The 24275-nt window shown below is 37.5% G+C and carries 25 protein-coding genes; 6 read left to right on the top strand and 19 right to left on the bottom strand.

Annotated features, from left to right (window positions below):
* Positions 1 to 128 precede the first annotated feature (128 nt).
* The 6 genes from dnaB to ACYP5M_RS00100 all read right to left on the bottom strand — a co-directional run bounded on the left by dnaB (position 129) and on the right by ACYP5M_RS00100 (position 3499).
* Complete coding sequence (gene dnaB, locus ACYP5M_RS00125; RefSeq protein WP_459734886.1) at positions 129 to 1349, bottom strand: replicative DNA helicase; 1221 nt, start codon at positions 1347 to 1349, stop codon at positions 129 to 131.
* A 92-nt stretch (positions 1350 to 1441) separates the two neighbouring features.
* Positions 1442 to 1726: a hypothetical protein gene (locus ACYP5M_RS00120; protein ID WP_459734433.1), complete on the bottom strand. Its 285-nt coding sequence runs from the start codon at positions 1724 to 1726 to the stop codon at positions 1442 to 1444.
* Between the two features lie 13 nt (positions 1727 to 1739).
* Positions 1740 to 2345 carry a DUF4373 domain-containing protein gene (locus ACYP5M_RS00115; RefSeq protein WP_459734432.1) on the bottom strand — a complete coding sequence of 202 codons (606 nt, stop codon included), beginning with the start codon at positions 2343 to 2345 and terminating at the stop codon, positions 1740 to 1742.
* 262 nt (positions 2346 to 2607) lie between these two features.
* On the bottom strand, positions 2608 to 2865 hold the full coding sequence (locus ACYP5M_RS00110) for a helix-turn-helix domain-containing protein (RefSeq protein WP_459734431.1): 258 nt from the start codon (positions 2863 to 2865) through the stop codon (positions 2608 to 2610).
* Positions 2866 to 3037: 172 nt separating this feature from the next.
* Positions 3038 to 3181, bottom strand: coding sequence for a hypothetical protein (locus tag ACYP5M_RS00105; protein ID WP_459734430.1), 144 nt, complete (start codon positions 3179 to 3181; stop codon positions 3038 to 3040).
* Positions 3182 to 3256: 75 nt separating this feature from the next.
* Positions 3257 to 3499, bottom strand: coding sequence for a helix-turn-helix domain-containing protein (locus ACYP5M_RS00100; protein ID WP_459734429.1), 243 nt, complete (start codon positions 3497 to 3499; stop codon positions 3257 to 3259).
* A gap of 132 nt (positions 3500 to 3631) precedes the next feature.
* Here ACYP5M_RS00100 and ACYP5M_RS00095 point away from each other — a divergent pair, with 132 nt between their 5' ends.
* The 4 genes from ACYP5M_RS00095 (at position 3632) to ACYP5M_RS00080 (ending at position 7505) form a co-directional block, all read left to right on the top strand.
* On the top strand, positions 3632 to 4009 hold the full coding sequence (locus ACYP5M_RS00095; protein WP_459734428.1) for a helix-turn-helix domain-containing protein: 378 nt from the start codon (positions 3632 to 3634) through the stop codon (positions 4007 to 4009).
* 150 nt (positions 4010 to 4159) lie between these two features.
* Positions 4160 to 5701 carry a DUF4041 domain-containing protein gene (locus tag ACYP5M_RS00090; protein ID WP_459734427.1) on the top strand — a complete coding sequence of 514 codons (1542 nt, stop codon included), beginning with the start codon at positions 4160 to 4162 and terminating at the stop codon, positions 5699 to 5701.
* A gap of 74 nt (positions 5702 to 5775) precedes the next feature.
* Positions 5776 to 6273: an ImmA/IrrE family metallo-endopeptidase gene (locus tag ACYP5M_RS00085; RefSeq protein WP_459734426.1), complete on the top strand. Its 498-nt coding sequence runs from the start codon at positions 5776 to 5778 to the stop codon at positions 6271 to 6273.
* A 44-nt stretch (positions 6274 to 6317) separates the two neighbouring features.
* Entirely contained in the window at positions 6318 to 7505 is a 1188-nt protein-coding gene (locus tag ACYP5M_RS00080) for a tyrosine-type recombinase/integrase (RefSeq protein WP_459734425.1), read from the top strand.
* Between the two features lie 109 nt (positions 7506 to 7614).
* Here ACYP5M_RS00080 and glnA read toward each other — a convergent pair whose 3' ends face one another.
* The 4 genes from glnA to hflX all read right to left on the bottom strand — a co-directional run bounded on the left by glnA (position 7615) and on the right by hflX (position 12122).
* Positions 7615 to 8949: a type I glutamate--ammonia ligase gene (glnA, locus tag ACYP5M_RS00075; protein WP_434169119.1), complete on the bottom strand. Its 1335-nt coding sequence runs from the start codon at positions 8947 to 8949 to the stop codon at positions 7615 to 7617.
* Positions 8950 to 8985: 36 nt separating this feature from the next.
* A complete protein-coding gene (locus tag ACYP5M_RS00070; RefSeq protein WP_101226049.1) occupies positions 8986 to 9390 on the bottom strand; it encodes a MerR family transcriptional regulator in 405 nt (134 codons plus the stop codon).
* 197 nt (positions 9391 to 9587) lie between these two features.
* The gene (locus tag ACYP5M_RS00065) at positions 9588 to 10856 is read right to left on the bottom strand and encodes a methionine gamma-lyase family protein (protein ID WP_260357147.1); all 1269 of its coding nucleotides are present in this window, start codon (positions 10854 to 10856) and stop codon (positions 9588 to 9590) included.
* Positions 10857 to 10871: 15 nt separating this feature from the next.
* Complete coding sequence (gene hflX / locus ACYP5M_RS00060; RefSeq protein ID WP_101226047.1) at positions 10872 to 12122, bottom strand: GTPase HflX; 1251 nt, start codon at positions 12120 to 12122, stop codon at positions 10872 to 10874.
* A gap of 168 nt (positions 12123 to 12290) precedes the next feature.
* Here hflX and ACYP5M_RS00055 point away from each other — a divergent pair, with 168 nt between their 5' ends.
* The gene (locus tag ACYP5M_RS00055; RefSeq protein ID WP_101226046.1) at positions 12291 to 12899 is read left to right on the top strand and encodes a trimeric intracellular cation channel family protein; all 609 of its coding nucleotides are present in this window, start codon (positions 12291 to 12293) and stop codon (positions 12897 to 12899) included.
* A gap of 37 nt (positions 12900 to 12936) precedes the next feature.
* On the opposite strand, the gene spoVK is transcribed toward ACYP5M_RS00055, so the two are convergent.
* The 9 genes from spoVK to ACYP5M_RS00010 form a co-directional block, all read right to left on the bottom strand.
* On the bottom strand, positions 12937 to 13893 hold the full coding sequence (gene spoVK, locus ACYP5M_RS00050) for a stage V sporulation protein K (RefSeq protein WP_101226045.1): 957 nt from the start codon (positions 13891 to 13893) through the stop codon (positions 12937 to 12939).
* Positions 13894 to 14258: 365 nt separating this feature from the next.
* The gene (gene hfq / locus ACYP5M_RS00045; protein ID WP_034313436.1) at positions 14259 to 14492 is read right to left on the bottom strand and encodes an RNA chaperone Hfq; all 234 of its coding nucleotides are present in this window, start codon (positions 14490 to 14492) and stop codon (positions 14259 to 14261) included.
* A gap of 3 nt (positions 14493 to 14495) precedes the next feature.
* Positions 14496 to 15416 carry a tRNA (adenosine(37)-N6)-dimethylallyltransferase MiaA gene (miaA, locus tag ACYP5M_RS00040; protein ID WP_434169640.1) on the bottom strand — a complete coding sequence of 307 codons (921 nt, stop codon included), beginning with the start codon at positions 15414 to 15416 and terminating at the stop codon, positions 14496 to 14498.
* 366 nt (positions 15417 to 15782) lie between these two features.
* Positions 15783 to 17105, bottom strand: coding sequence for a sensor histidine kinase (locus tag ACYP5M_RS00035; protein WP_452445507.1), 1323 nt, complete (start codon positions 17103 to 17105; stop codon positions 15783 to 15785).
* A gap of 549 nt (positions 17106 to 17654) precedes the next feature.
* Positions 17655 to 19595, bottom strand: a complete 1941-nt coding sequence (locus ACYP5M_RS00030; RefSeq protein ID WP_434169117.1) for an FtsX-like permease family protein — start codon at positions 19593 to 19595, stop codon at positions 17655 to 17657.
* Entirely contained in the window at positions 19573 to 20349 is a 777-nt protein-coding gene (locus ACYP5M_RS00025) for an ABC transporter ATP-binding protein (RefSeq protein WP_434169116.1), read from the bottom strand. The genes ACYP5M_RS00030 and ACYP5M_RS00025 overlap by 23 nt, the downstream gene beginning before the upstream one ends.
* 98 nt (positions 20350 to 20447) lie before the next feature.
* Positions 20448 to 21509, bottom strand: a complete 1062-nt coding sequence (locus ACYP5M_RS00020; RefSeq protein WP_459734424.1) for a sensor histidine kinase — start codon at positions 21507 to 21509, stop codon at positions 20448 to 20450.
* A complete protein-coding gene (locus tag ACYP5M_RS00015; RefSeq protein ID WP_434169114.1) occupies positions 21506 to 22213 on the bottom strand; it encodes a response regulator transcription factor in 708 nt (235 codons plus the stop codon). Before ACYP5M_RS00015 ends, ACYP5M_RS00020 begins: the two co-directional genes overlap by 4 nt.
* 72 nt (positions 22214 to 22285) lie before the next feature.
* Positions 22286 to 22741, bottom strand: a complete 456-nt coding sequence (locus tag ACYP5M_RS00010) for an SMI1/KNR4 family protein (RefSeq protein WP_101226038.1) — start codon at positions 22739 to 22741, stop codon at positions 22286 to 22288.
* 950 nt (positions 22742 to 23691) lie between these two features.
* On the opposite strand from ACYP5M_RS00010, the gene ACYP5M_RS00005 reads away from it, so the two are divergent.
* Positions 23692 to 24129 carry a helical membrane plugin domain-containing protein gene (locus ACYP5M_RS00005; RefSeq protein ID WP_101226037.1) on the top strand — a complete coding sequence of 146 codons (438 nt, stop codon included), beginning with the start codon at positions 23692 to 23694 and terminating at the stop codon, positions 24127 to 24129.
* Positions 24130 to 24275 lie beyond the last annotated feature (146 nt).

The following is a 24275-nucleotide window of genomic DNA, read 5'->3' as shown; positions in this document are numbered from 1 at the left end:
CTTTAATGTAGAGATCGAGTACTGATTCATCATCAGTAAAGTTCACAGTGTTTTTCTCGTATACCAAAAACTCAATCAACAACCGGAGTGACGTATGCTTGTGTTTAACGGACTCTTGATAAAGTTCTCTAACCTTCATGTCTGCGCTCCAGATTGAGGAACAACCCATACTCTTTGATGAATGCTAGTGATGTGGTTCCAATGGGGCCATTTCGTTGTTTACCAATGATGATTTCGATAATGTTTTTACGCTCCGATTGCTTATCGTAATAATCATCCCGATAAAGAAATCCAATCACATCAGCGTCTTGTTCTATTTGGCCTGATTCACGTATATCTGACATCATAGGCCGTTTATCTTGCCTTTGTTCAACCGCCCTTGATAGCTGACTTAAGGCAATGACACATACATCCAATTCCCTTGCCATATGTTTTAGCATCCGACTGATTTCACTAATTTCTTGCATCCGATTTCCTTTATGTTTGGCTGATCCTGTAATGAGCTGCAGGTAATCAATAATGACCAGAATGTCTTTGTCTTCGTAATCCCGTTTCATCTTGCGGACCTTCGCCCAGATTTGATTAACAGTAACGCCAGGATTATCAAAGATTCTTAGATTCAGGTTGCTAACATCCCCCATGGCACCTGTTAGCTTTCCCCAATCCTTATCAACAAGGTTGCTTGTTCGGATATGCTGGGCATTAATTCTACCGTTGCTAGATAACATTCTTTTTAATAATTGTTTCCTGCCCATTTCCAGTGAGAAGATTCCCACTGCATATTGCTTCTGTTTGGCAACCCCCTCTGCAATGTTCAATGCAAAAGCTGTTTTCCCTACAGATGGCCGGGTGGCGATGACAATTAGCTCTTGTTTTTGTAAACCTGCTGTCATTCGATCTAATTCTGTAAAACCTGTCGAGATACCGGTAATTTCTCCTTTTGATGTCTCCAAATCATCATATACCTCAACTAAATCATCCTTTATGGATCCATCATCATCGTCTGAAGAGTTATCTTCCAAGCGCATCAAGTCATTAATTCCTGTCTGAATGACCACTGCAGGATCTCCAGTAAGAGCAGATTCCTTAATTTGATTCGCGACTGTGATCGCTTCTCGCCTTTGCCAGTATTCGTGAAGTATTTTCTCGTAGTATGTAAAACTGGCTGTGGATGGTACCGATGCTGCCAAGTCACCTAAATAATCTGGCCCACCAATTTTCTTAATGTTTTTCCTTCCGACTCGTTCCATAACTGAAACCAGATCAATGGGAACCCCTTTCTCGTCTAAATCCTGTAACGTCCATAAGACATTAAAATTCTTCCCTGAAGAGAGTTGATTAGGTTTTATTTTTCCGTCCTTAGGTCCTGAACCACGAACTTCCCTGGATAACTAGATTGGATTGAATCTAGTAATTCTGCAATTTGCCTTCGCTCCATGAGTCACCCTCCCTTTTCTACAAGAGCTAAAAAGCTATTTTGTTTTTTGTGCGCACTTATATTCAATGGCGAAAATGGTTTTGTTAACCTACCCGCTGCCTCTTCTGCTGTCGTGTTTCGAATAATTCCATTGGTGTAATTCTCCTTCTTGGAATGGTATGCAGGATTTTCCGTATGCGTTTTTAAGCCATACTCCACACAAATCGTTGGATGCTTGTCCCATTCTCGATACATTCCTAAAATTACAGAAGGAGAAATCTTCGCACTTACTCTTGTATGCCGTATCATTTCTAGGTAATCATCAATAATCTTTAAGATGATTGGAATACCTGAGACGCAAATTTTCAATTTGTTCGGGAATATTGTTTTTATTACTTTCCTTTACTTTCCTTTCCTTTACTTTCCTTTGGGGATTAATGTCACCATTTACTAGGGTTGATGTAGCCTTAATGCAGACATTTACGTCTTTATTGTCTGCATTAACTAGAGAAATGGAGATTTTACTAGAGCCAATATGTTCTCTATAATCTATAAGCAAAAATTCTTCGTGTAGAGTAACAGACTTCCTGCGAACAATCGCCTCTATATACCGTGATTGTATCCCCTTTGATGTTAAAACCTCATATTTATCAAATATTTCTCGATCAAATAGTCCCCAGTTAATGCAATCAATAACTATCTCTAGAACCGTGTTAATGTTGACATTTATTCGGCTTGAAAAGAGTAATTGTTCTCTTTCAGTCCATCGATAAAAGTACCCCTCTTTATAGATTTTCATGAGAAGTTTCAGTGTAATTCCAAATCCAGTTACACCATGTTTTGCTTCAATCAAAGCGATTTTATCGTCTTGGTCCATATCAACATCCAATGGAAAATAATCTAAACCTTCTTTTTTAGGTCTGGCCATCAACTCGCCTCCTATTTCAAAAATTGTTGTTGATAACGATTTTAAATTGCTAAATAAAGAACGAATGTTTGCGGCTCCATTTATAATCTGTTAAAATAAAAATATCGAAATATTGAGTAGTTGAGTCGGTAGCTCACTGCTCTTTTTTTATGTGGTTTTTTAATAGATCTTGTTTCTGGATTAGAGACAATTTCAACCATACTCCTGCGATAATCTTCATTTTACTTCCTCCAATCATTTTTCATAAAACATGGATAGTTATTTAAAAAATCAATCCCCCGATCATCGGTAATAGTTGATGAATGATATTTATGCCGTCCATACCATAAAGGAAAGCTACTGCCACTTCAGGGGCATTAGTTATTTGAACCCATTGCATGAACGTCCCTATGTCAGGAACTTTTCGGTCTTTCTCAAATTTTGAAATACAGGACTGGGACCTGCTCAGTTGGTGAGCTAACTCTTCTTGTGATAGGCCGGCCCGCTCCCTACATGCTTGCAGAACAGATCCGAACTTCATTATTTTCACCACCTTTATATGCCAAATTGGAATACTCCGCCTTGGCCATACTTGTTAAGATGAAGGTGAACAGTAATACAAAATGCGCCAAACTGGTTTTTGTCGATACAGTTTTTTAAATAGCTCGGCAGCTTCTTTCATATCATCTTTGATTTCATAGACTAGGCATGTTTCACTTTTTTTGATGTCGCCTTAGTGCACCAGAGTCATTAAACAATTGATTTTGTTGAATCACATCAGCCAAAGCATTTTTGATTTCTTGCCTTAACATTTCTCGAAAATTATCATCGGCAAAATCAAGATTTACTTGTATCATATTAGTGCTCCCTTCTTTAAAGTTTGTCGATGTTCTTATTGATCATAGTTGAATTTAGGTTCTGCAATGGATTCCTTATGCAGAATTTACATTAGTTCTCGTTATGTGAACTACTTGAGTAAAAAAAAGCGAATTTATATCTACTCCTAAAACATTGGCAACTAAAGGTAACTTATTAGCACTTAACCCTTTCTTACCAGACTCAATCTCACTGATGATTGAAGGATGTTTGTAACCAATCCTCTTAGCAAAATCAACTTGCGTCAGGCCCTGTTTAATACGCAATTCTTTAATACGAATACCTAGATCTTCTTTCAATTTGTTTCACCGCCTAACTTCTCATTTCGTGAACCTTATATATTTTAAAGTATATAATCTCGTATTGTGAATGTAAAGTAATTAATTCTCAATTCGTGAATATATTTTCTCAAATAGAGAAATGGTGATAAAATGGTTATAGTAAAAAAGGAAGTAGGGTTACTCATGGACTTTGGCGATAGATTGAAATGGTTGCGTGAAAGGTCTGGACTTACTCAAAAATTTGCAGCAGAAAAAATTGGGGTTAAAAATAATACTCTATCCAGCTATGAGTCAGCTAAAAGGCAACCAGATTATACGACTTTAAAAAAACTTGCGGATTTATATGACGTTACAATCGACTACATTATCACAGGAAATGAAAATAGCAATTCACCTGATGAAATGTGGAAGGAATTTTTAAATCCCAGAACACAAATATTCTTTAAGGATCTGAAAGATGCTCCAGAGGAAAAAATTGAAGAATTAATTCGATTTTGGGAGTTCATTAAAGAGAGAGATAAAAATTAGTAATAATTTGGGCACCCAAGACTCTTATGGGGTGTTCTAAATAAAACTCTCAACATAGTGATTTTTACTCATTTCTTTTTTACTATATTTAAAATGTTTCATTTGTTTAGTTGCAAATTTTTTTACTATTAATTTCAGGAGGGTTTAACGTTGTATAAAGAAAAATGGTATCACTCATCATGGTTTATTGGACTTTTATTTGCTGGATGGTTTTTCATCCTACCTCTAGTACCAGCCATTATATTGATCATTCAACGTAATAATGAATTAAAAAAAGCACACAGGTATTGGAAAGACAACGAGTTTGATAAAATAGCAAACACTAGAGATGAGCTTAAGAGATTATCAGATGAATGCCATATACTCAACAGCACTAAAGAAAAAATCGCAATTGAATTGGAAGAATTTAAACCACTTACAGATTTAAACATAACTAAAATACAAATTAGAGAAACAATTAGCAATTTGGAAAAAGAAAAGGAAAACCTTGTTAAAAAACTAGATGATATTACATCTATAGTCGATATTAGTGAATCGAAACAACGAATTACAATTGAAATCGATGATTTAACCACAAAGAAGCAAGAAATAGTAAATGAAATAATGAAACTACAAGACAATATTATTGAATTAAATGAAGAACTTCTAATGCAGTCTTTTGGATTCTTTGAATCAAAGTATAACTTTGAATCTTCTGAAGCGTATCAAGGAAAACTGAATGAAATTAGAAATGAACAAAAGCAACTTGTCAAAGATAAAAGAGCAACAGACCATAGTTTAGAATGGACCATTGGTTCCGATTCCAAAAAAGGGCGAGAGTTTATTCTAGACACAATTAAATTAACCATAAGAGCTTTTAATAACGAATGTGACAATGTTATCTTAAAAGTTAAATTTAATAATCTTGAGTCTAGTGAAAAGCGTATCAACAAAGTATATGAAGATCTTAATAAACTTACTGATATGCAGAATGTTTCCATTACAAAGCAATACTTAAACTTAAAAATAGCAGAACTTTATTTGAAGTTTGAATACGAACAGAAAAAGCAAGAAGAAAAAGAAGAACAATTGGCTATCAAAGAACAAATGCGAGAAGAAGCTAAAGCTTTGAAAGAACTAGAAAAGGCTAAAGAAAAAGTTGAAAAAGAAGAAAAGCACTTTGAACAAGCTATTGAAACATTGAAGCAACAACTAACAGAAACAAATGAAAACAAACAAGCAAAATTACTTGCTAAACTTAAAGAACTAGAAACACAGCTTGAGGAAACTAAGAAGAATAAAGAAGATGTGTTATACCGTGTTCAACATACTAGAGCAGGATATGTTTATATTATTTCTAATATCGGATCTTTTGGTGAAAATGTCTTTAAAATTGGTATGACTAGACGATTAGAGCCTATGGATCGTGTTAAAGAATTAGGCGATGCTTCAGTCCCTTTCACTTTTGATGTTCATGGAATGATTTTTAGTGAAGATGCACCAAGTCTTGAAAATGCATTACACAAAGCATTTGCTGATAAAAAAGTTAACAAAGTTAACGAACGTAAAGAGTTTTTCAAAGTGGAATTAGATGATATTGAGGACGTCGTTAAGAAAAATCACAACAAGACTGTAGTATTCACTAAATTAGCAGAAGCTGAGGACTATAGGAAATCACTACAATTACAAAAAGAATTTCAAACTATATCTTAAAAAGAACATGCCCAGTCGGGCTTTTCTTTTAACTGAAATTAGAACGTATATTCTGTAAGAAAGGAGAGATAAATATGCAATACACCACTTCATTGTTAGAGGACTGGATTAAAGATTTTTACTACTCCATTGACATCTTTCATGCTCACCAACTAGATTTTTTAGATGTTGCAGCACGTTTAGGACTTGTGGTTTCTTTCGCGGAAATGTCTAGCAGGAATTATGATGGTGAAATCATTATTGAGGATCGGTTATCTTCCCAGGAGCAGTGGCAGGATTTTGCCCATGAGTTATGCCATGTTCTCAGACACGATGGAAATCAAATCTTTATGCCTAAACCGTTTTTAGAATTACAGGAAAATCAGGCAAATTATTTTGCTTACCATTTTTGCATTCCTACTTTCATGCTTTTAAAACTGGAAATGCCTTACCATTGTAATCAAGCAATTTATTATTTAGCTAATACGTTTAATGTCACAAATGAATTTGCTGCACAAAGATTTGAGCGATATCACAGTCAAATTTACACTTCTCATTTGGTTGCTGAGAATTCAAAAGTGTATACGTTCTAATTCTTAGGCAATGATTACTTAAAAATTAAAGGATGTGAATTATTATGGCTTACTTTCAAAAAGTCCCTGCTAAAAATAAACAGGGCTATAAATGGAAGTGTACTGAAGAAGGCCCTCTTAATCCAGCTACTGGCAAAAGAACTCAAATTACTCGGCGTGCGGACACAAAAAAGGAAGCTTCTTTTAAGGTAGAAGAAGCTCTTAAAGAAATTAGAATTTATAATGGACAAGCTTATAACAAAGATATTCTTTTTAATGACTACTTACCTGATTGGTTAGCCACTTACAAAAAAAACGCAGTGAAAGAAAATACTTATAAGCTTCATGAGCGTAATGTCCAAAAAAAAATCCTTCCGTTAATTGGTCATATGAAGATAAAAGATTTAACCCCAACACATTATCAAAAAATCATTAATAAACTCGCTGATCAAGAAAAAAGTAAAAGAACAGTAGAAATCATCCACACTACTCTTTCCAATGCGATAAATAAAGCAGTTTCTCTTGAAATGTTATCTAAAAACCCTTGTTCTGGAGTGACTATCCCTAATAAGGCAATAAACCAGATAAAAGAAGATGAAGATTTAGAGTATCTAAGCAAAGATGAAGTGTTTAGATTTTTAGATGCTGCTCTAAAAGAAAATTGGAACTATTTTATTTTATTTAAAACACTAATCGATACTGGTTTAAGAAAAGGCGAAGCTTTAGCTCTCCAGATTCTCGATTTAGACTTTACCGAAAATAAAATTAAAGTATACAAAACTTTAAATTATGATGCATTGGATATTGATAAAATGTTTGGACCACCTAAAACTGAAACATCGTATAGAAAAATTTTAATCGATGAAAGCCTTGCCGCCCTGTTAACACGTCATGTCTTTAAGCAAAAGGAAATAAGGTTGAAATTGGCAGATAGATATCATAGAGAAACAACTCTTGTTTTCGAACGAGGGAATGGCCTCCCCTATTCAAAATCCACCTTACACAGAGCATTTAATCGCATCTGTAGAAAAGCAGGAATTACAAAACATATAACCATCCACGGTTTACGACATACCCACGCCGTTTTACTTCTTGAATCTGGAGCCAGTTTAAAAGATGTGCAGGAACGTTTAGGACATAAATCCATTCAAACAACAGCAGATGTCTATGCTCACGTGTCAAAAAAACTCGAAGAAAAAAGTGTGGACGGATATTCAAATTACATGGATTATGCCCAGTTGAATATGAAATAGTTTGAAATGTGGTCAAAATGTGGTCAGCCAGCCCGTTCCCTTTCATTTTATAAAAATAAAAAAAGCCTTGGCAACTGATAAACTCAGTAATACCAAGGCTTTAAAGCTATTAATACATTGACATATATTGTTCGCGTTCCCATGGGTGAACTTGTGTACGGAACATATCCCACTCGATTTCTTTTGCTTCAACGAAGTGTTCAAGTAAATGTTCACCTAATGCTTCTTTGATGACTTCATCAGATTTTAATGTTTCCAATGCAGCATATAAAGTAGCTGGTAGATCAACGATACCTACTTCTTCACGCTCTTCTTTATTCATAACATAGATGTTGCGGTCGACTGGAGCCGGTGGAGTCAAGTCGTTCTTGATACCGTCAAGACCAGCTTTTAGTAGAACTGCAAGTGCCAAATATGGGTTTGCTGCTGGATCGACACTACGTACCTCTACGCGAGTACTCACTCCGCGTGATGCTGGGATACGGATTAATGGGCTACGGTTTTTAGCGGACCATGCAACATAACAAGGAGCTTCGTAACCAGGAACTAGACGTTTGTATGAGTTAACAGTTGGGTTTGTTACCGCAGTGAAGCTTGGAGCATGCTTAATGATACCTGCGATAAATTGCTCAGCTGTTTTGCTTAATTCCAATTTACCTTCTTTATCATAAAATGCGTTTTCGTTGCCTTTGAATAAAGAAACGTTACAGTGCATACCAGATCCGTTAACACCGAACAATGGTTTTGGCATGAATGTCGCGTGTAAACCATGTTTGCGGGCAATCGTCTTAACAACCAATTTAAATGTTTGGATGTTATCACAAGCTGAGATTGCATCTGCATATTTAAAGTCAATTTCATGTTGTCCTGGAGCTACTTCATGGTGGGATGCTTCGATTTCAAATCCCATTTCTTCAAGCTCAAGAACGATATCACGACGGCAGTTTTCTCCTAGGTCAGTAGGCGCAAGGTCAAAGTATCCGCCTTTATCGTTCAATTCCAGAGTCGGCTCTCCGTTTGCATCCAGTTTGAATAGGAAGAATTCAGGTTCAGGTCCAAGATTGAAATCTGTGAAGCCCATTTCTCTTGCTTCTGCAAGAACACGTTTTAGGTTAGCACGTGGATCTCCATCAAAAGGTGTTCCATCTGTATTGTAAATATCACAGATCAAACGTGCCACTTTACCTTTTTCGGAAGTCCAAGGGAAGATAACCCATGTGTTTAAATCAGGATATAGGTACATATCAGACTCTTCAATACGAACGAAGCCTTCAATGGAAGATCCGTCAAACATCATTTTATTATCAAGTGCTTTTTCTAATTGACTGACTGGGATTTCAACGTTTTTAATTGTCCCTAAAATGTCAGTAAACTGTAAACGGATGTACTTAACATTTTCTTCTTTCGCTAAACGAGTGATGTCTTCACGTGTGAACTTTGCCAATTTCTATTCCCCCTAATAATTCATAAATCATATTTTTTATTGGAAAAAACGGGACATATCCCCTTGTCTTAGAGATGTTCGATGCTTGCTTCCTTGTAAAAGCTCGGAACGCAGAAGCTTGCGAAGCTCCTCGTCACTAAGGTCATGCCTTATTTTTTCCGCTTGTTCTAATTCTTGAGTTTTAGGTAAATTCTGTTCCTTTACAGTGAAAATCTTTTTAATGCCGGCCAGATTGACTCCTTGTTCGATTAAATCTTTAATCTCAAGCAGCCGATCTATATCATTTAATGAAAAAACCCGACGATTTCCATCTGTTCTCATAGGAGTAATAAGTTGATGCTCTTCGTAATACCGAATTTGGCGTGCAGACAACTCAGTTAACTGCATGACGATTCCGATGGAAAAAAGAGGCATCGAACGCCGAATGTTGTTGCCGCTCATTCTTAGCATCCTCCTTTTGTTTATCTTAAAGTAATCTTATATCATGTTATTAAACTTGTCAATATGATGTTACATTTTATAACGTGAATTTTTTCAGAAAAATTAAATGATTTGTTACTACACAAATATTTTGACTATTGTTTTTACTGGAATCCAATTGTATCTGGATTCCCATTACATACTTAATTTAAATTCATTTACAATTGAATCAGTTTTTTGTCCATTAGCGCATTCACAGCAGTCAATACAGCTATTTTAACATGGGCGTATGTCAATCCGCCTTGAACGTAGGCAACATATGGAGCCCTTGTCGGACCATCTGCCGTCAGTTCAATGCTGGCCCCCTGTATAAAGGTGCCTGCAGCCATGATTACATCGTCCTCATATCCCGGCATATAGGCAGGATATGGTGTCACATGTGAATTGATTGGTGATGCATATTGGATGGCCTGACAGAAGGCAACCATCTTATCCCGGTCATCGAATTGGACGGATTGAATCAAGTCAGTTCGCTTCGCATCCCATTTTGGGGATGTATTCATACCGAGCTTTTCTAAAAAGGCAGCTGTGAACATGGCTCCCTTAACAGCTTGTCCCACGACATGCGGTGCAAGGAAGAATCCTTGGTACATTTCCTGCAGACTATAAAGCGACGCACCTGCTTCAGCCCCTATTCCAGGTGATGTTAACCGATAAGAGCAAGCTTCAACCAGGTCCTTTTTACCAACAATGTATCCACCGGTTTTCACTATCCCGCCGCCCGGATTTTTAATGAGTGAACCAGCCATTAAATCCGCTCCGACATGACATGGTTCTTGTGTCTCAACAAACTCTCCATAACAATTATCCACGAACACGACGATTTCCGGGTTAATGTCTTTGATAAAGGAAATCATTTCCTTTATTTCATCGATCGTAAAGGACGGACGTGTAGCATACCCTTTTGACCGTTGTATACCGACCATCTTCGTGTTTGGTTGAATGGCTTGTTTGACGGCTTCGAAATCAACGGTTCCAGTTTCCGCTAACGGAACGGCTTTATAGCTGATCTGAAAATCACGTAAAGATCCGATACCCGTTCCCCGGATACCGACGATTTCTTCCAAAGTATCATACGGCTTTCCAGTTATGTATAACAATTCATCTCCTGGGCGCAATATGCCGAAAAGAGCAGTGGAGATGGCGTGTGTGCCTGATATAATTTGGGGGCGCACCAATCCAGCTTCCGCACCAAAAACATCTGCATATATCAATTCGAGCGTATCGCGGCCCATATCATCGTATCCATACCCTGTAGTCGGGATGAAATGGGAATCACTCACTTTATGTGCTTGATAACTTTGTAATACACGAAATTGATTTTCTTCAATTCGTTCGTCCACTTGCTTATGTAATGGAGAAATCATTGCTTCCACTTCCTGGGCAATGTTTTTCAACACTTCTCCATTTGTTAACTGCTGATACATCAAAATTCCCCTTTATTATGAATATTTCTCCAGCTGCCCGGTTATTGGATGATCAGCTAGACAAAAACCTTTGCATTCATATCTTTCCGATTCTTCATTAAAGGAGAGAGTGCGCAATATGGTTTCATTTTTCAGCTGTGATAATAGTTTACCCTCACTCGATGGCAGGAAAACATGATACGGGATCATTTCTTCAATCACGTACTTTTCAATTTCTTCCATGATTTCATTCAGATCCGATTGTTCATAGGCACTGATCATTAATGAAGCACGACTGGCTGATCTGACAAAATCAGCGTGAACCTTATCTTTCTTATTATACAACGTTAGCTGTGGAATGGAAGGGACATCTAAGTCATTTAGCAAATCCTGCACCGTTTTCTGATGATTAAAGTAATCTGTACTTGACGAATCCACCACATGGAGCAATAGATCCGCTTCTTTCACTTCTTCCAGGGTCGAGCGGAATGCGGCTATTAAAGACGTCGGCAAATCTTGAATGAAGCCAACCGTATCCGTCAGCAGCACGGTAAATCCGCTAGGAAGTATCGCCTTTCGTGTCATGGGATCAAGTGTAGCGAATAACTGGTTCTCTTCGTAAGAATCCGCCTCCGTCAAACGGTTGAACAGTGTTGATTTACCTGCATTCGTGTATCCCACAAGGGCTATTTGAAAGGTCTTATTACGCTTCCTTCTGTCACGATAGCGTTCGCGATGCTTCACTATGCCACTTAATTGTTGCTTGATTTCATCTATTTTCCCACGAATGTGGCGGCGGTCGCTTTCCAGCTTCGTTTCACCTGGTCCCCTGGTGCCGATTCCGCCGCCCAGCCTGGACATTGCCGTCCCCTGTCCGACCAAACGCGGCAATAAATATTGGAGCTGAGCAAGTTCGACCTGCAGCTTCCCTTCCCTGGATCTCGCCCGCTGAGCGAATATATCCAATATTAGCTGTGTCCGGTCAATGATCCTTGCCTCCAATTGCTTCGAAAGGTTCCGAATCTGGCTCGGGGAAAGTTCATCATTAAAGATAAATAAATCCGGCTCAAGCTCCTCTTCCAGATTCCGAAGTTCCTCCACTTTTCCTTTTCCTATATATGTAGCCGGATCGACGCTTTCCCTTTTCTGGGTGATGGTCATTAATACCTCACCATTCGCCGTCTTCGCCAATGAAGCCAGTTCATCAAGTGAATATTCAAAACGTTCAATAGTCTCAGTTGTTTGACACCCAACCAAAACGGCCGTTTCCTTTATTGCTTCTTCCAAATCACATGCACCACCTTCAGGTAGATTTCAGTTAATCATAACAAAAAAATTGAATATATAAAAATTTCCTGAAAACGTAGCTTTTAGCCGTTTTAAAAATTCCGATAACATGCTAAAATCAAATTTGGCTTTACCATCAAAATCAAAAAGACATAGAGGGACATTCATATGACATGGGAAGTATTAAGTTTCATAGGTACGATTGCATTCGCTATTAGCGGGACCATCATCGCCATGGAAGAAGAGTATGATATTTTAGGAGTTTATATTTTAGGAATAATAACTGCCTTTGGCGGAGGGGCAATCCGCAATCTGCTGATCGGTGTCCCCGTTTCAGCATTATGGGATCAAAGTTTCTATTTTGTCATCGCTTTAGTATCCATCACCATCGTTTTCGTTTTTCCTACAAACCTTTCAAAGCACTGGGATAGATGGGGAAACTTCAGTGATGCCATTGGCCTTTCAGCCTTTGCAATCCAAGGGGCGATGTATGCCGTGGAACTTAATCATCCAATAAGCGCCGTCATTGTATCAGCTGCATTAACCGGATGCGGCGGCGGGATACTCCGTGACGTACTGGCCGGAAGAAAGCCATTGGTCTTCAGAAAAGAAATCTACGCAGTATGGGCCATCATTGCAGGCTTGGCTTTAGGCAGTGGTGTATTATCCCAGTCATGGCAGCTTTATTCGCTCTTTGCCGTCATCACGATATTGCGCGTCCTTTCTTACACCAACAATTGGCATCTTCCTAATAAAAAATGGGTGCCTAAAACATAAATTTGAAAAGCCCGCCATCTTGGTGGGCTTTTCCATGTCATTCTTTTTCATCATCCTCGAAAACCAAATCTTGGCTGGTTAGCGTCAGTAAATCGGATTTTTCAAATGTATCCTCCAATAAAAGCCGCATTGCCTGGGCCCTAATTGACTTTTCAAGTACATTGCGGATATAACGTCCGTTAGAAAATGAAATAGGTCCCCGAAATGAACGCAATATGATTAAATGTTCTTTTAATTTCCTTTCCGCATCCCGATTCATTAGATATTCTTTTTCCTGAAGCATCCGATCGGCTATTTCCATTAATTGTTCAATTGTATAATCCGGAAAATCAATAACAAGCGGGAATCTGGAATGAAGTCCGGGATTAAGACTGAGGAAATAATCCATTTCCCTCGAATATCCAGCAAGGATCAAAATGAATTCGTGCTGCCGATCCTCCATATGCTTGACAAGGGTATCTATGGCTTCTTTGCCAAAATCCTTTTCGCCGCCTCTCCCCAAGGAATAGGCTTCATCAATAAATAAGATTCCGCCAATGGCCTTTTTAATTAAATCCCTTGTTTTTTGGGCAGTATGACCAATGTATTCCCCGACCAAATCTGCCCTCTCCGCTTCAATTAAATGCCCTTTCGATAGTACATTCATTTTTTGAAACAACTTACCGATTAAACGCGCAACTGTCGTTTTCCCAGTTCCAGGATTTCCTTTAAACATCATATGCAGTGCTTGCCTGCCAGTCTTCAGCCCTTTTGCCTCACGTTGTTTATTGATGTAAATCCAGGCATATATCTCTTTTATCATCTTTTTCATTTCTTCCATCCCGACCAGCGATTTCAGCTCATCTTCAATCTCTTTCAATGCCACATGCTGTTGGGGGATTTCCTGCACCAAAATTTCTTTTATCGGCAGTTCCTTTTGTAGCGCTTTTCTGTTTTCCGCATTAAACACAATATTGATTTGCCCGTTATTTTTCATACGGATCGGTTGTTCCAATGCATTCACCTCTCCATCTTGGACCCTTACTCTAATTCCACAAATTTTCATTCGATTTATGATAGTTACAACTAACCCATCGGAAAATTCGATTTTTTAAGCCGTATTCCCTTCCTGAAAAGCGACTTATTTTGACAGGATTCTTTCCTTTGAGGATATGTTACGACAATCTCCATTCCCATCCACCAATTTATTTGGGGGAATGTCATTTCCTGCGGTTTCCCGGAAAATAATCCGTCCCTTAATATATATTCAAAACAGGTACGTAAAATTATCGATTCTTTGAAAAAGAACAGCGAATTGCATGCAAAAAAAAAAAACAGGTCGCTATAAGCTAAACCTGTTTTTTACATACATATATATGATTATTCCTTCACTTCGTAATCAATCTGAACATTACGTTGTGGAGCAAATGTAGAAATCGCATGTTTATAAACTAATTGCTGTTTGCCCTCGGACTCAAATAAAACGGTAAAATTATCGAACCCTTTCACTTGTCCTCTAATCTGGAACCCGTTTAATAAAAATACCGTCACATACGTACCATCTTTCCGTAATTGATTAAGAAACTGATCTTGAATATTTACTGATTGTTTCATGAACTAGTCCTCCTCTTTTCTCTCTAAATTTATGTATTCGCCTTCACTGAAAAGCTTTCCTGCTATAAATCCAGATATTTCATGTATTTTTTTTGGAAAACCCTCGAGATCGGTCATATCAAACCAATTTACATCCATTTTATTCCGAAACCAGGTCAATTGCCTTTTTGCATAACGACGGGAGTTTTGCTTCAATGTCTCAACCGCTTCAGCCAATGAAGCCACTCCATCAAAATAATCATAGATTTCTTTATAGCCTATAGCCTGGATTGATTGACAATCCCTCAAACCTTTTTCATGAAATGACTCAACTTCTTGAATCAGCCCTTCTTCCACCATGACATCAACACGTTGATCGATGCGTTGATATAACTTTTCACGGTCCATTGTCAACCCAATGATGCACGTATCATATTTCAATTCTGTAGGCTGTTCATTCAGCTGTTCACTCATCGTTTTACCGGTACAATGAAAAATCTCAAGTGCCCTGATCACCCTTCTTACATTATTGGGATGAATCCGATTCGCGCTTTCCGGGTCAACGCTGCGTAATTGTTCAAAAACGGGATCAATCCCTGACTCCCTTACCTGTTTTTCGAGTCCCTCCCTATAAACAGGGTCGGATGGCGCCTCCGAAAATTGATAATCATAAATGACCGATTGTATGTATAATCCTGTTCCACCGACGATAATGGGGAGTTTACCTCTGCTTTGGATATCCTCAATACAAGCATTAGCTCGCTCTTGGAACTCTGCCGCACTAAATGGTTCATCCGGGTCTTTAATATCAAGTAAATAATGAGGAATTCCTTCTGTTTCTTCCCTCTTGATTTTTGCAGTCCCAATATCCATCCCTTTATAAACCTGCATGGAGTCTCCGCTAATAATTTCACCATTAAATAACTTTGCCATCTCAATGCTCATCTTTGTCTTCCCAACAGCAGTCGGTCCAATGATCACGAGAAGTTTTCCTTTTTGTTGTTTCACAATCTCACTGCCTTAATTGATTTTTTCCCTATCTTATCATAATCTCGAAGAAAGCAGCTAAACATCTACCCATTATGTCCAATTCAGGTACTTTTATTCAACTTTTCATCTTTATAACTCTTAGATAGTCAGAGTGTAAAATACCGAAAATGCATTTGAAGCGCATAGCTCCATTTGCGGCACTTGGGGAAAATGAATCCCCTTCTCCTGACAGCAAGGTATTCTACTCCCGATAATAGAATCATAAAATAGGCATGATTCCTTCTGTATATGAGGAATCATGCCTTTTTATCAATTTTCAATTTAGCCCAATTTTCCATTTACGGGTATGATCATCGTAACGGCCGTTTCTTTTTCCGAAGATTGTACATGAATCTCTCCATCATATCTGTTCACCAAGTCTTTAACGATGAATAATCCTTGTCCGCGAACTTTGCCCTTTTGTGCCTTTTTGGTTGAAAATCCGCTGGCGAATATTTTCTCCAAATCTAATTCCGAAATCATTGGTCCGGAGTTCGTTACCATAAACGTATACTTTTCATCATCAGCTTTGCATGCAATATTCATTCGGCGTTCTTGCTCTGGCAATTCAATTGTTGCCTCAATAGCATTGTCGATGACATTTGATAATAATTTTATCAAATCGGTTGTTTTGATCCGATTGAAGGATTCGGGTGAAACATCGATTTCAATATCGATGTTATAATTCTGGGCCGAGAGCCTTTTCGTCTCTAACAGGACAGATAAGCCCGGATGACTCACATCCAATTTCATCGATTCAATCGAATGCACTTCTTTTGAAAGACCTGTTAAGTATTCGAGTGCTTTTGCGTTTTCCTCTAATTTAAGCAGTCCATGTATCACCTGTATATGATTGGAGAAATCATGCCTTAATGAGCGGACTGAAGCAATGAGCGATTGAAATTCCGATTGATACGTATCTTCCGTATCCCCCACTTCACGTGTCAGTTCCTTTTGATACCATTTTTGAATGACAAAAAAGGTAACCAGCAGCATGATAACAAATCCACCATTATAAACAAGAATGGCAATGCTGCTTTTCAATACCTTGCCGTTAATGGCATTAATATCTTCTGTGCTCATATCAATGCCCAAAAAACCAATAATGTCGCCATCTTGATTTTTCATTGGCACTCCCACTGTCAAATACTCGCCATATTCCGGATCTTCCAGAATCCCGGTAATAAAGCTTTTCCCTTCATACGCCTGTTTGACCTGCTCCGGCGGAACAGTACATACACCACCAATAGGAAAATCCCCTTTATGATCTTTAGAAAATCCAGTAATCATAGCTTTAGATACTCGCGGATTATCAATCATGATGGTATAAACATATAATGCTCCTATTTTTTCACGGGCATCCTCTAAGTAAGCTTTTATATCCCTATATTCCCGGCTCTTTACTTGGTTATTAAGAAAACGCTGATAGGCTTCTATATCCATCGAGTCGGCGATAGATCTAGCAGCTACCAAGTTTTGATTTGCAACGGATTTTTGTACAGAATTTTTAATGCTTAAATATGTTGAAAACATATTTAGAAGAATGAAAACAATCAATAAAAGAATGGTCAAATAAAGAAATGCCCTTAACTTTTTATTTTTCATGGGATTAAACTTACCTCATCTCTAGCAGCTAAAAGTTAACGAACCTATTCTGAGTTTACTATATAAAGTGACAAAGAAATAGAGAAAAATCTAATATTCTCTGTAATTCCAGGCATATAATACTATAATTAATCAAGTAATTAACAGTTTACCCACCATTTTTTAATCATCTAACTTTTTATATTTTAATCTACACCACTTTAACTATTAATATTTTCTAATAAATCATTTTATTTCCATACAAAAAATCACATCAGTATAATTCTGTATGTGAAAATGGAAAAAATTAATGATGTGGAGTTCGATATTTTCGCTTCAAATGAATAATTTTACCCTTTATATGAAAATATTACAAGAATCTAGAGGATTCACCTGTAAAATCACACCATAATTCATATAATTTGTGCAAAATAGCGAATCACTCCTCTTTCAATAGTACATATTAACTAATTTCTCATTAATGAAAACGCCATTTCAATGAGAAGATCTCCTGAATAAAAAAATGGAATCAGAGCCTGACCCCCTGATTCCATTTACATATGATAGCTTTTATTTAATCGAATTTATGACTGCCCGCTCATACATCTTTTTAGTTACTTGATAATAGAGCAGTTGAAAAAGAAAATACGTTGCGATGACGAGGGCCGAATAGACAAACAAATTGGATCCCAATAAATCGCTTAATGCCACGTAGGCGACTATGGCATGAATCGTTCCTATCAGAAAAGGAGCGAAAAAGAGAATCCGTATTTCCGCACTTAAAATTTGCCGTATTTCTTTTTTTGTCAGGCCCAATCGATGAAGGGCGTGAATTTGGATTTTTTTATCTTCTAAATTCGTAAAAACTCGCAGATACATCATGCTTCCTTGGACGATAAAGAATAATAAACTGACAAACAAGCCGATAAAAAGTATCAAAATGCTTCCCTGTTTCATTTCTTGATAAATCGGAGCTCTTGTTTGCAATTGATTATGGTCAGGATTATTAGACATTTTTTCGATTTTAGCAGCTGTTTCCATTGATTCTTCCCAATCCTTAACTTCATACCCTCGTACTCTTACCTTCTCTTTTAAAGGTACATCAGCAGTGATCTCATGATACAGCTGATCATCGACCACCATCAGGGTCGTTGCTGATTTTATTGGAGCGACTATCGATTGATTGCGCTGACCAATCATTGTTACCTGTATGGTTTGTTTACCATAGTAAAGCTCCTTTTGCTCACCCTTTTGGACGAATTGATAGTCGAGTCCTCCATAAGGAAAAATGTATAACGCTTCTTTTCCAGATAGCTTTGCTGGATCAATTTTTCGCAATGCCGCCGCATTGTTATAATCACTTTCCGAGATTAATAATGACCAATTTTCATTGGATTCTCCCGTTCTCATATGGGGTAACATGTGGGAAATGGGCACACCTGTCATATTAACTTCGTAAAGGATCTTGAATCCATCTTCCTTTAATGTTTTCTCCACTGCGGATGGTTCAATAACGGAATAAATGGAAGCGTCATTTTCAACCCAGCCAATTGATTGCGGAATGTTATCGATCCCTTGCTTTTTTAAATCTGCACTGAACATGAAAAGTGTTCCTGCAGCTGTCAAAATCACAGCTGTAATGATCGAGGTCAAAAAGAATAACCTGGAATAGTCCTTAATATTAAATATCAGGTTTGTTTGCGTAATTAAATTCGTTCCACCATATAAGCTTTTCTTCTTCCGATAAAGCCTGCTGCATAGAGCGACAATGCTTTGGCTGAATAAAAAATAGGTGCCGATCAGTACGAAGAATAAAATGGGCATCACTCGAATATAAGAATTGTTCAACGACATCGTGGCTGCCAAGTAATAAGAAATGCTTAAGCAAACGGCTGATATTGCAATTAACCACTTTGAAACGAGGGGCGCCTTTTTTGGTTTTTGTTTATCTTTTAATAAATCGACTACCTCCGCATTTCCAATCTGGAATAATGAAAGAAGCGATAATAGCTGAAATAGCAAGATGAAACCGACAATCGTATAAACAAAGGCCTCAGGGACAAAGACAAAGGATATTGGTTGCTCTACAGCCAATAACCAAGAAACGGCCATTAAAAATAACTTTGAGAACAAAAACCCCACCCCCACTCCTATAAGGATAGATATGAGGGAAACCATCGTTTGCTCGAGGTAAATCAGTTTTCTTAATTGGGATTTGGACATTCCAAGCAGTGTCAGCAGCCCAAACTCTTTTTTTCGCGGCTGTATAAATGCGGCATTCGAATAAGCGATAAAGAAAACTGAAAATATGATGATCACTATCTCAGCTGCAATGAGTCCTTTACTAATTAACTGGCCCCCAGGGATATTCGCATGGACCACATCTGGATGAAAGATAAATGATGCGTAAATAAAAAAGATTGAGACCGAAAGGACAATACTGAAAAAATAAGCTAGATAACGTTGTGCATTTCCTTGGATATTTCTCTTAGCGAGAAGTCGGATGTTCATGATAGACTCCTCCCAAAACGCTTAACGTATCTAAAATCCTTTGATGGAAGCTCTGTCTTTCCCCTCCGCTGTGAACCTCCGAAAAGAACTTACCATCCTTTATGAATAGAATCCGGTCACAGAAGCTGGCGGCGGTCGGGTCATGAGTGACCATGAGAATGGTTGCCCCCTTTTTCTCCTGAAGAGTAGTGAGGGTATCCATTACCTGCTTGGCAGATTTGGAATCCAAATTACCAGTAGGTTCATCCGCTAAAATAATGGAAGGCTCATGAATCATCGCTCTTGCACAAGCCGTTCGTTGCTGCTGACCTCCGGAAATTTCAAAAGTCCGCTTTTCTAAAATTCCTTCAATACCAAGAAGGTTCGCCAACTGATTTACCCTATTTTCCATTTCCTTCAGTTTATAATGATCTAACGCTAAAGGAAGGAGGATATTTTCACGAACGGTAAGTGTATCAAGAAGGTTGAAGTCCTGAAAAACAAATCCAATTTCCCTCCTGCGAAATAATGCAAGGTCCTGATTTTTTAATTCATTAGGATTTTGATCATTTAGAATGACTTTACCTGTTGTGGGCTTATCAATCGTGGCCATTAAGTTAAGCAAAGTGGTTTTCCCGCTGCCTGATGGACCCATCACGCCGACAAATTCCCCTTTCTGTACATTCATGGTGAAATTATGTAGTGCTTTATGAAATAAATTCCCCTGCTTTTGAAAATAAGTTTTGGATAATTGTTCCGCTTTTAAAATTGACATCCGAAAATACCTCCCTTTCTTACCGTAAGTATAATGAATAAAGAGGGAGGCTCCCATCGAAGTTTATTACATATTCGTTTAACACCCTTACAATTCTGTCACCTTTCAAGTAAGGTATTTGTCTTAAAGAAAAATTCCACTGTAGTCCCTTCGGATACAGTCGATTGAACCGTAACGCCATGCCCAAGTCTGTTAACGATTTGCTTTACTAGATATAGTCCCATTCCAGTTGACTCTTGTTGGACTCGCCCGTTCTCTCCAGTAAAAAATGGATCAAACACTCTCTTTACATCATGCGGGACAATTCCAATTCCCTGATCTGTTATCCTTAGGAATATCTCCGACTCTTTTTCAACAATGTTGAACGTTATGCTGTCATGCTTTTCCTGCCTTGAATACTTCAGCGCATTAAAGACCACCTGACTAATGGCGAAGTGGAGCCACTTACGATCCGAATGCACATATACATTCTCAAGCTCCGTTTCAAGCCTGGGATAAATGAACCGTTTGATGAACTGTTTCTTTTCCTCGTTAATCACTTGCTTGACTAAATTAATTAAGTCAACCCGCTCCGATTTTACATCCTCCGAAAAACGCTGAAGCCTTGCTCCATGCAATATAATTTCCAGCCCTCTGCGAAATCGATCATTTTCTTCTTCTATCTCTTTTAGATAAGCCTTCATCGGCTCATCCGAAAATGTCCTGTTGCCTTCTTGAACCAGTAAGGAAATGACTGAAACAGGAGTCTTCATTTGATGAACCCAATGATGAATCAACAGTTCATATTGCTCCTTCTGTTTGATTTTTTCTTGTAATTGTCCAATTGTTACGTGGTTCATTTGTTGAAAAAGATCCATCCACAACTTTTGTTCATTTGACAGGGGGTCCCTAAAGGCTTCGACATACTCAAATGATAAGCTCGGTTCTTGCTTCATCCTTGTTAAATGACTAAGAAAACGGTAATGCCTTATATAATCGCCCGCTAAAAATAAAAGCAGCATAAACAACGCCAGAATAATTAAATAGATGTTATTTGAAACCGATATGTGATTACCCGCTTCCAGAACGGCTAGTGCATAAGCAATAATAAGCAGGCTTACCAATAGAACGGTATAAAATATAAAATAAAGACGGTCTTTGATAAAGGATTTTAGCTTCACTTTTCTTCACCTTGCATTACTTTTAGCCGATATCCTTTTCCCCTGCTGGTTGTTATGGCATGCTTGACGCCGATATCCTCAAGTTTTTTCCTAACCCTTGTAACATTGACGGTCAATGTATTGTCATCAACAAATGAATCATCATTCCATAATGCTTCAAGCAAATCTTCACGCGAGACAATGGTGTCGTACTGTCGTAGTAAACAACTCAATAATTTCAACTCATTTTGGGTTAACGTTACCTGATTGTCTTGGTATTCGATCATCGCTTTTTCCGTATAAAGCGATAATCCATCTATTTCCTTTATTTGTTGGTGGAATGAAGATATTTCCGCATATTCACCGTAAACCCTACGTAGGACACTCTTTATTTTCGCCAGAACCACTTCCAAATGAAACGGTTTCGTTAAATAATCATCTCCCCCATATTCAATGGCCATGACTTGGTTCATTTCATCTGTCCTTGCAGAGATGAAAATGATGGGAATCTTTGAAACCGTCCTTATTAGCCGGCACCAATGGAAACCATCATAATAGGGCAGATTAATATCCAATAAAACTAAATCAGGCTTTATCTCTTGGAACTCCGCAAAGACTTGGTCCAGTTGCTTCACTTCAAAAACCTCATACCCATACCTTTTTAAGTAATTGACCAAGATACCAGCTATTTTGGAATCGTCTTCAACCAATAATATTTTATACATCTTTTTCTCCTCATTAACATGACAATAAAAAACCTTGAATGGTATGAGCCAATCAAGGGGATTACAATAAAATTAGATTTCCTCCGGGATTTTCAATCCCTCAATGAAGGATTTAAAACTCGATGCAACTTTATAAATATTTTCATCCTGGCTTGATGGATCCGAATACCAACCCTGATCCCAGAAGTAAACTCCCTTTTCCTCTTCGTTATTTATCAGCAAGATTTTACCTGCACATGTATCATTACCTATTATAATGCAATTCTTATGTAAGTCATCTCTGTTTTCTTCATGCCATTTTTGTAAATTCAGTTCTTTATCTTGAAGTTCTAATCCATAAAGTACATTTAAGCAAACGAGTGTGTCTAATCCATCTACATAAAACTTACAGTTTTGGACCGCTGTTGTTCCGCCATTATGCTTAAGGAGAAATTGTTGATAATCTGCAGGGATTTCAAAACCCACAAATTCCTGAAAATTATTCACTGCTTCTTGTGTTGCTTTGCCATATCCGGTAATATTAACCATTGTATCGACTCCATTTCATTTAATTGATAATTTTATTCTATAAGGCTATTTCACTTGCTAATCGCTGCTTATAAAATGGCCAGCTCCTACACTCCATTTATGGAGATCCTTTAAAAATAGATTATTCATTTTTATTAGAAAATAATACTTTTTTTAAATATATTAACATAATTTTACTATTCTTTTCAGTATTTTCTGATATTTTTTTTGACAATTTCGTTTCTTTTCATAAAAAGTTAGCTTATTTATGTCGAAAAATCGATAAATCGTATAATTCGTAGATAAATCAGGAGTTTTCGATGATATATCTCCATTTCCGAAGATATATTCTCGATATCGCAAATAAAAATATTATTCTATAAAAAAGGCGCCCACTTCCTCTTCAAGGTTGGCGCCTTTTACAACTCAGATAATTTTATAGTCATCATAAGTAATTAATAACCTGCTCATAGAAACTGTCTCAGCACGTAGCTTATTCTTATCACGACAATAAGCAATGATGGAACTATTGGGAATTTTAGCTGTACAATTCCATTTACTATATTTTTCATTGTACCTAGAGGATATTTCAATATTCTCACCACGGATCTTTAACATCCTGCGTTCTACCAAAGGCATCATCTCCAATTCCGATAATATTATTTACCCAAAATCAGATAAAATATTCTTGGGTCTCATTCAAGCATGGCATATTCAAAAATTATAGACATTATAGTGTTCTATATTATAGGAAATGAGAAAAAAGGTATTATCATCAGAATAATCTTAATATTTTCTCGGAATATTAAGATAAATCTTCAAACCCACCTAATAACTCTTAATTATAACTATTAAAATTATATTCGTATCACAAAAGAAATATTTGAAATTAAGAGATTAGAGTCGTATGATTAGTAGTATCGGCGGAAAACACATAAATCAAAATAAATAAGTTTAAAGGGGAATTAGATATGGTAGATGTAGTCACAAAACCTGAACATGAAACACTTAATATTTCTGCAAACCAAGAACAATTGGATATCCTAGATCAGCTTTTAAAGCCTGAGGTTCAGGAATCATTGAACACTTTAGTTGAGCAGTTACCAAAACTGACTGAGTTAGTGAATATTTTAACAAAGTCTTATGATTTCGCTCAATCGGTTGCGACTGATGATGTCTTGAAAAATGATACGGTCAGCGCCATTTCGGAGATCGCTACACCTGTAGTGGGTTCAGTGAAAGGTCTTGCGGCTAATGCCATCGAAGCTAAGGATCGTGCAGAAGCGAATACTGATGTGATCGGTCTTTTTGGTCTGTTAAAAATGATGAAAGACCCGCAAGCACAAAAGCTTTTCCGTTTCGCCCAAGCTTTTCTTGAAGTCTCTTCAGAACGTAAAAACCAAAAATAATTTGATTAACTTTCAATCAGTAAGAACGGGGGATTAACTATGTCAAAACAAATCGTCATCTTAGGTGCGGGTTACGCTGGATTGCTATCTGCCTTATCCGTACGTGAATATTACAAAAGAGATGAAGTGCAGGTTACAGTGGTGAA

This window comes from Peribacillus sp. N1, assembly GCF_054600815.1.
This window is presented reverse-complemented; position numbering and strand designations above follow the sequence as displayed.

Bases quoted from the DNA above. Each gene is read 5' to 3' on its own strand.
- ACYP5M_RS00055 (WP_101226046.1), top strand. From the start codon at position 12,291: ATGACATGGGAAGTATTAAGTTTCATAGGTACGATTGCATTCGCTATT.
- ACYP5M_RS00120 (WP_459734433.1), bottom strand. From the start codon at position 1,726: ATGATACGGCATACAAGAGTAAGTGCGAAGATTTCTCCTTCTGTAATT.
- ACYP5M_RS00005 (WP_101226037.1), top strand. From the start codon at position 23,692: ATGGTAGATGTAGTCACAAAACCTGAACATGAAACACTTAATATTTCT.
- ACYP5M_RS00085 (WP_459734426.1), top strand. From the start codon at position 5,776: ATGCAATACACCACTTCATTGTTAGAGGACTGGATTAAAGATTTTTAC.
- ACYP5M_RS00080 (WP_459734425.1), top strand. From the start codon at position 6,318: ATGGCTTACTTTCAAAAAGTCCCTGCTAAAAATAAACAGGGCTATAAA.
- ACYP5M_RS00065 (WP_260357147.1), bottom strand. From the start codon at position 10,856: ATGTATCAGCAGTTAACAAATGGAGAAGTGTTGAAAAACATTGCCCAG.
- ACYP5M_RS00105 (WP_459734430.1), bottom strand. From the start codon at position 3,181: ATGATACAAGTAAATCTTGATTTTGCCGATGATAATTTTCGAGAAATG.
- ACYP5M_RS00025 (WP_434169116.1), bottom strand. From the start codon at position 20,349: ATGTCAATTTTAAAAGCGGAACAATTATCCAAAACTTATTTTCAAAAG.
- ACYP5M_RS00010 (WP_101226038.1), bottom strand. From the start codon at position 22,741: ATGGTTAATATTACCGGATATGGCAAAGCAACACAAGAAGCAGTGAAT.
- ACYP5M_RS00115 (WP_459734432.1), bottom strand. From the start codon at position 2,345: ATGGCCAGACCTAAAAAAGAAGGTTTAGATTATTTTCCATTGGATGTT.
- ACYP5M_RS00015 (WP_434169114.1), bottom strand. From the start codon at position 22,213: ATGTATAAAATATTATTGGTTGAAGACGATTCCAAAATAGCTGGTATC.
- ACYP5M_RS00035 (WP_452445507.1), bottom strand. From the start codon at position 17,105: ATGAAAAATAAAAAGTTAAGGGCATTTCTTTATTTGACCATTCTTTTA.
- hfq (WP_034313436.1), bottom strand. From the start codon at position 14,492: ATGAAACAATCAGTAAATATTCAAGATCAGTTTCTTAATCAATTACGG.
- ACYP5M_RS00110 (WP_459734431.1), bottom strand. From the start codon at position 2,865: ATGAAGTTCGGATCTGTTCTGCAAGCATGTAGGGAGCGGGCCGGCCTA.
- miaA (WP_434169640.1), bottom strand. From the start codon at position 15,416: ATGAGCATTGAGATGGCAAAGTTATTTAATGGTGAAATTATTAGCGGA.
- ACYP5M_RS00095 (WP_459734428.1), top strand. From the start codon at position 3,632: ATGGTTATAGTAAAAAAGGAAGTAGGGTTACTCATGGACTTTGGCGAT.
- ACYP5M_RS00070 (WP_101226049.1), bottom strand. From the start codon at position 9,390: ATGAGCGGCAACAACATTCGGCGTTCGATGCCTCTTTTTTCCATCGGA.
- ACYP5M_RS00030 (WP_434169117.1), bottom strand. From the start codon at position 19,595: ATGAACATCCGACTTCTCGCTAAGAGAAATATCCAAGGAAATGCACAA.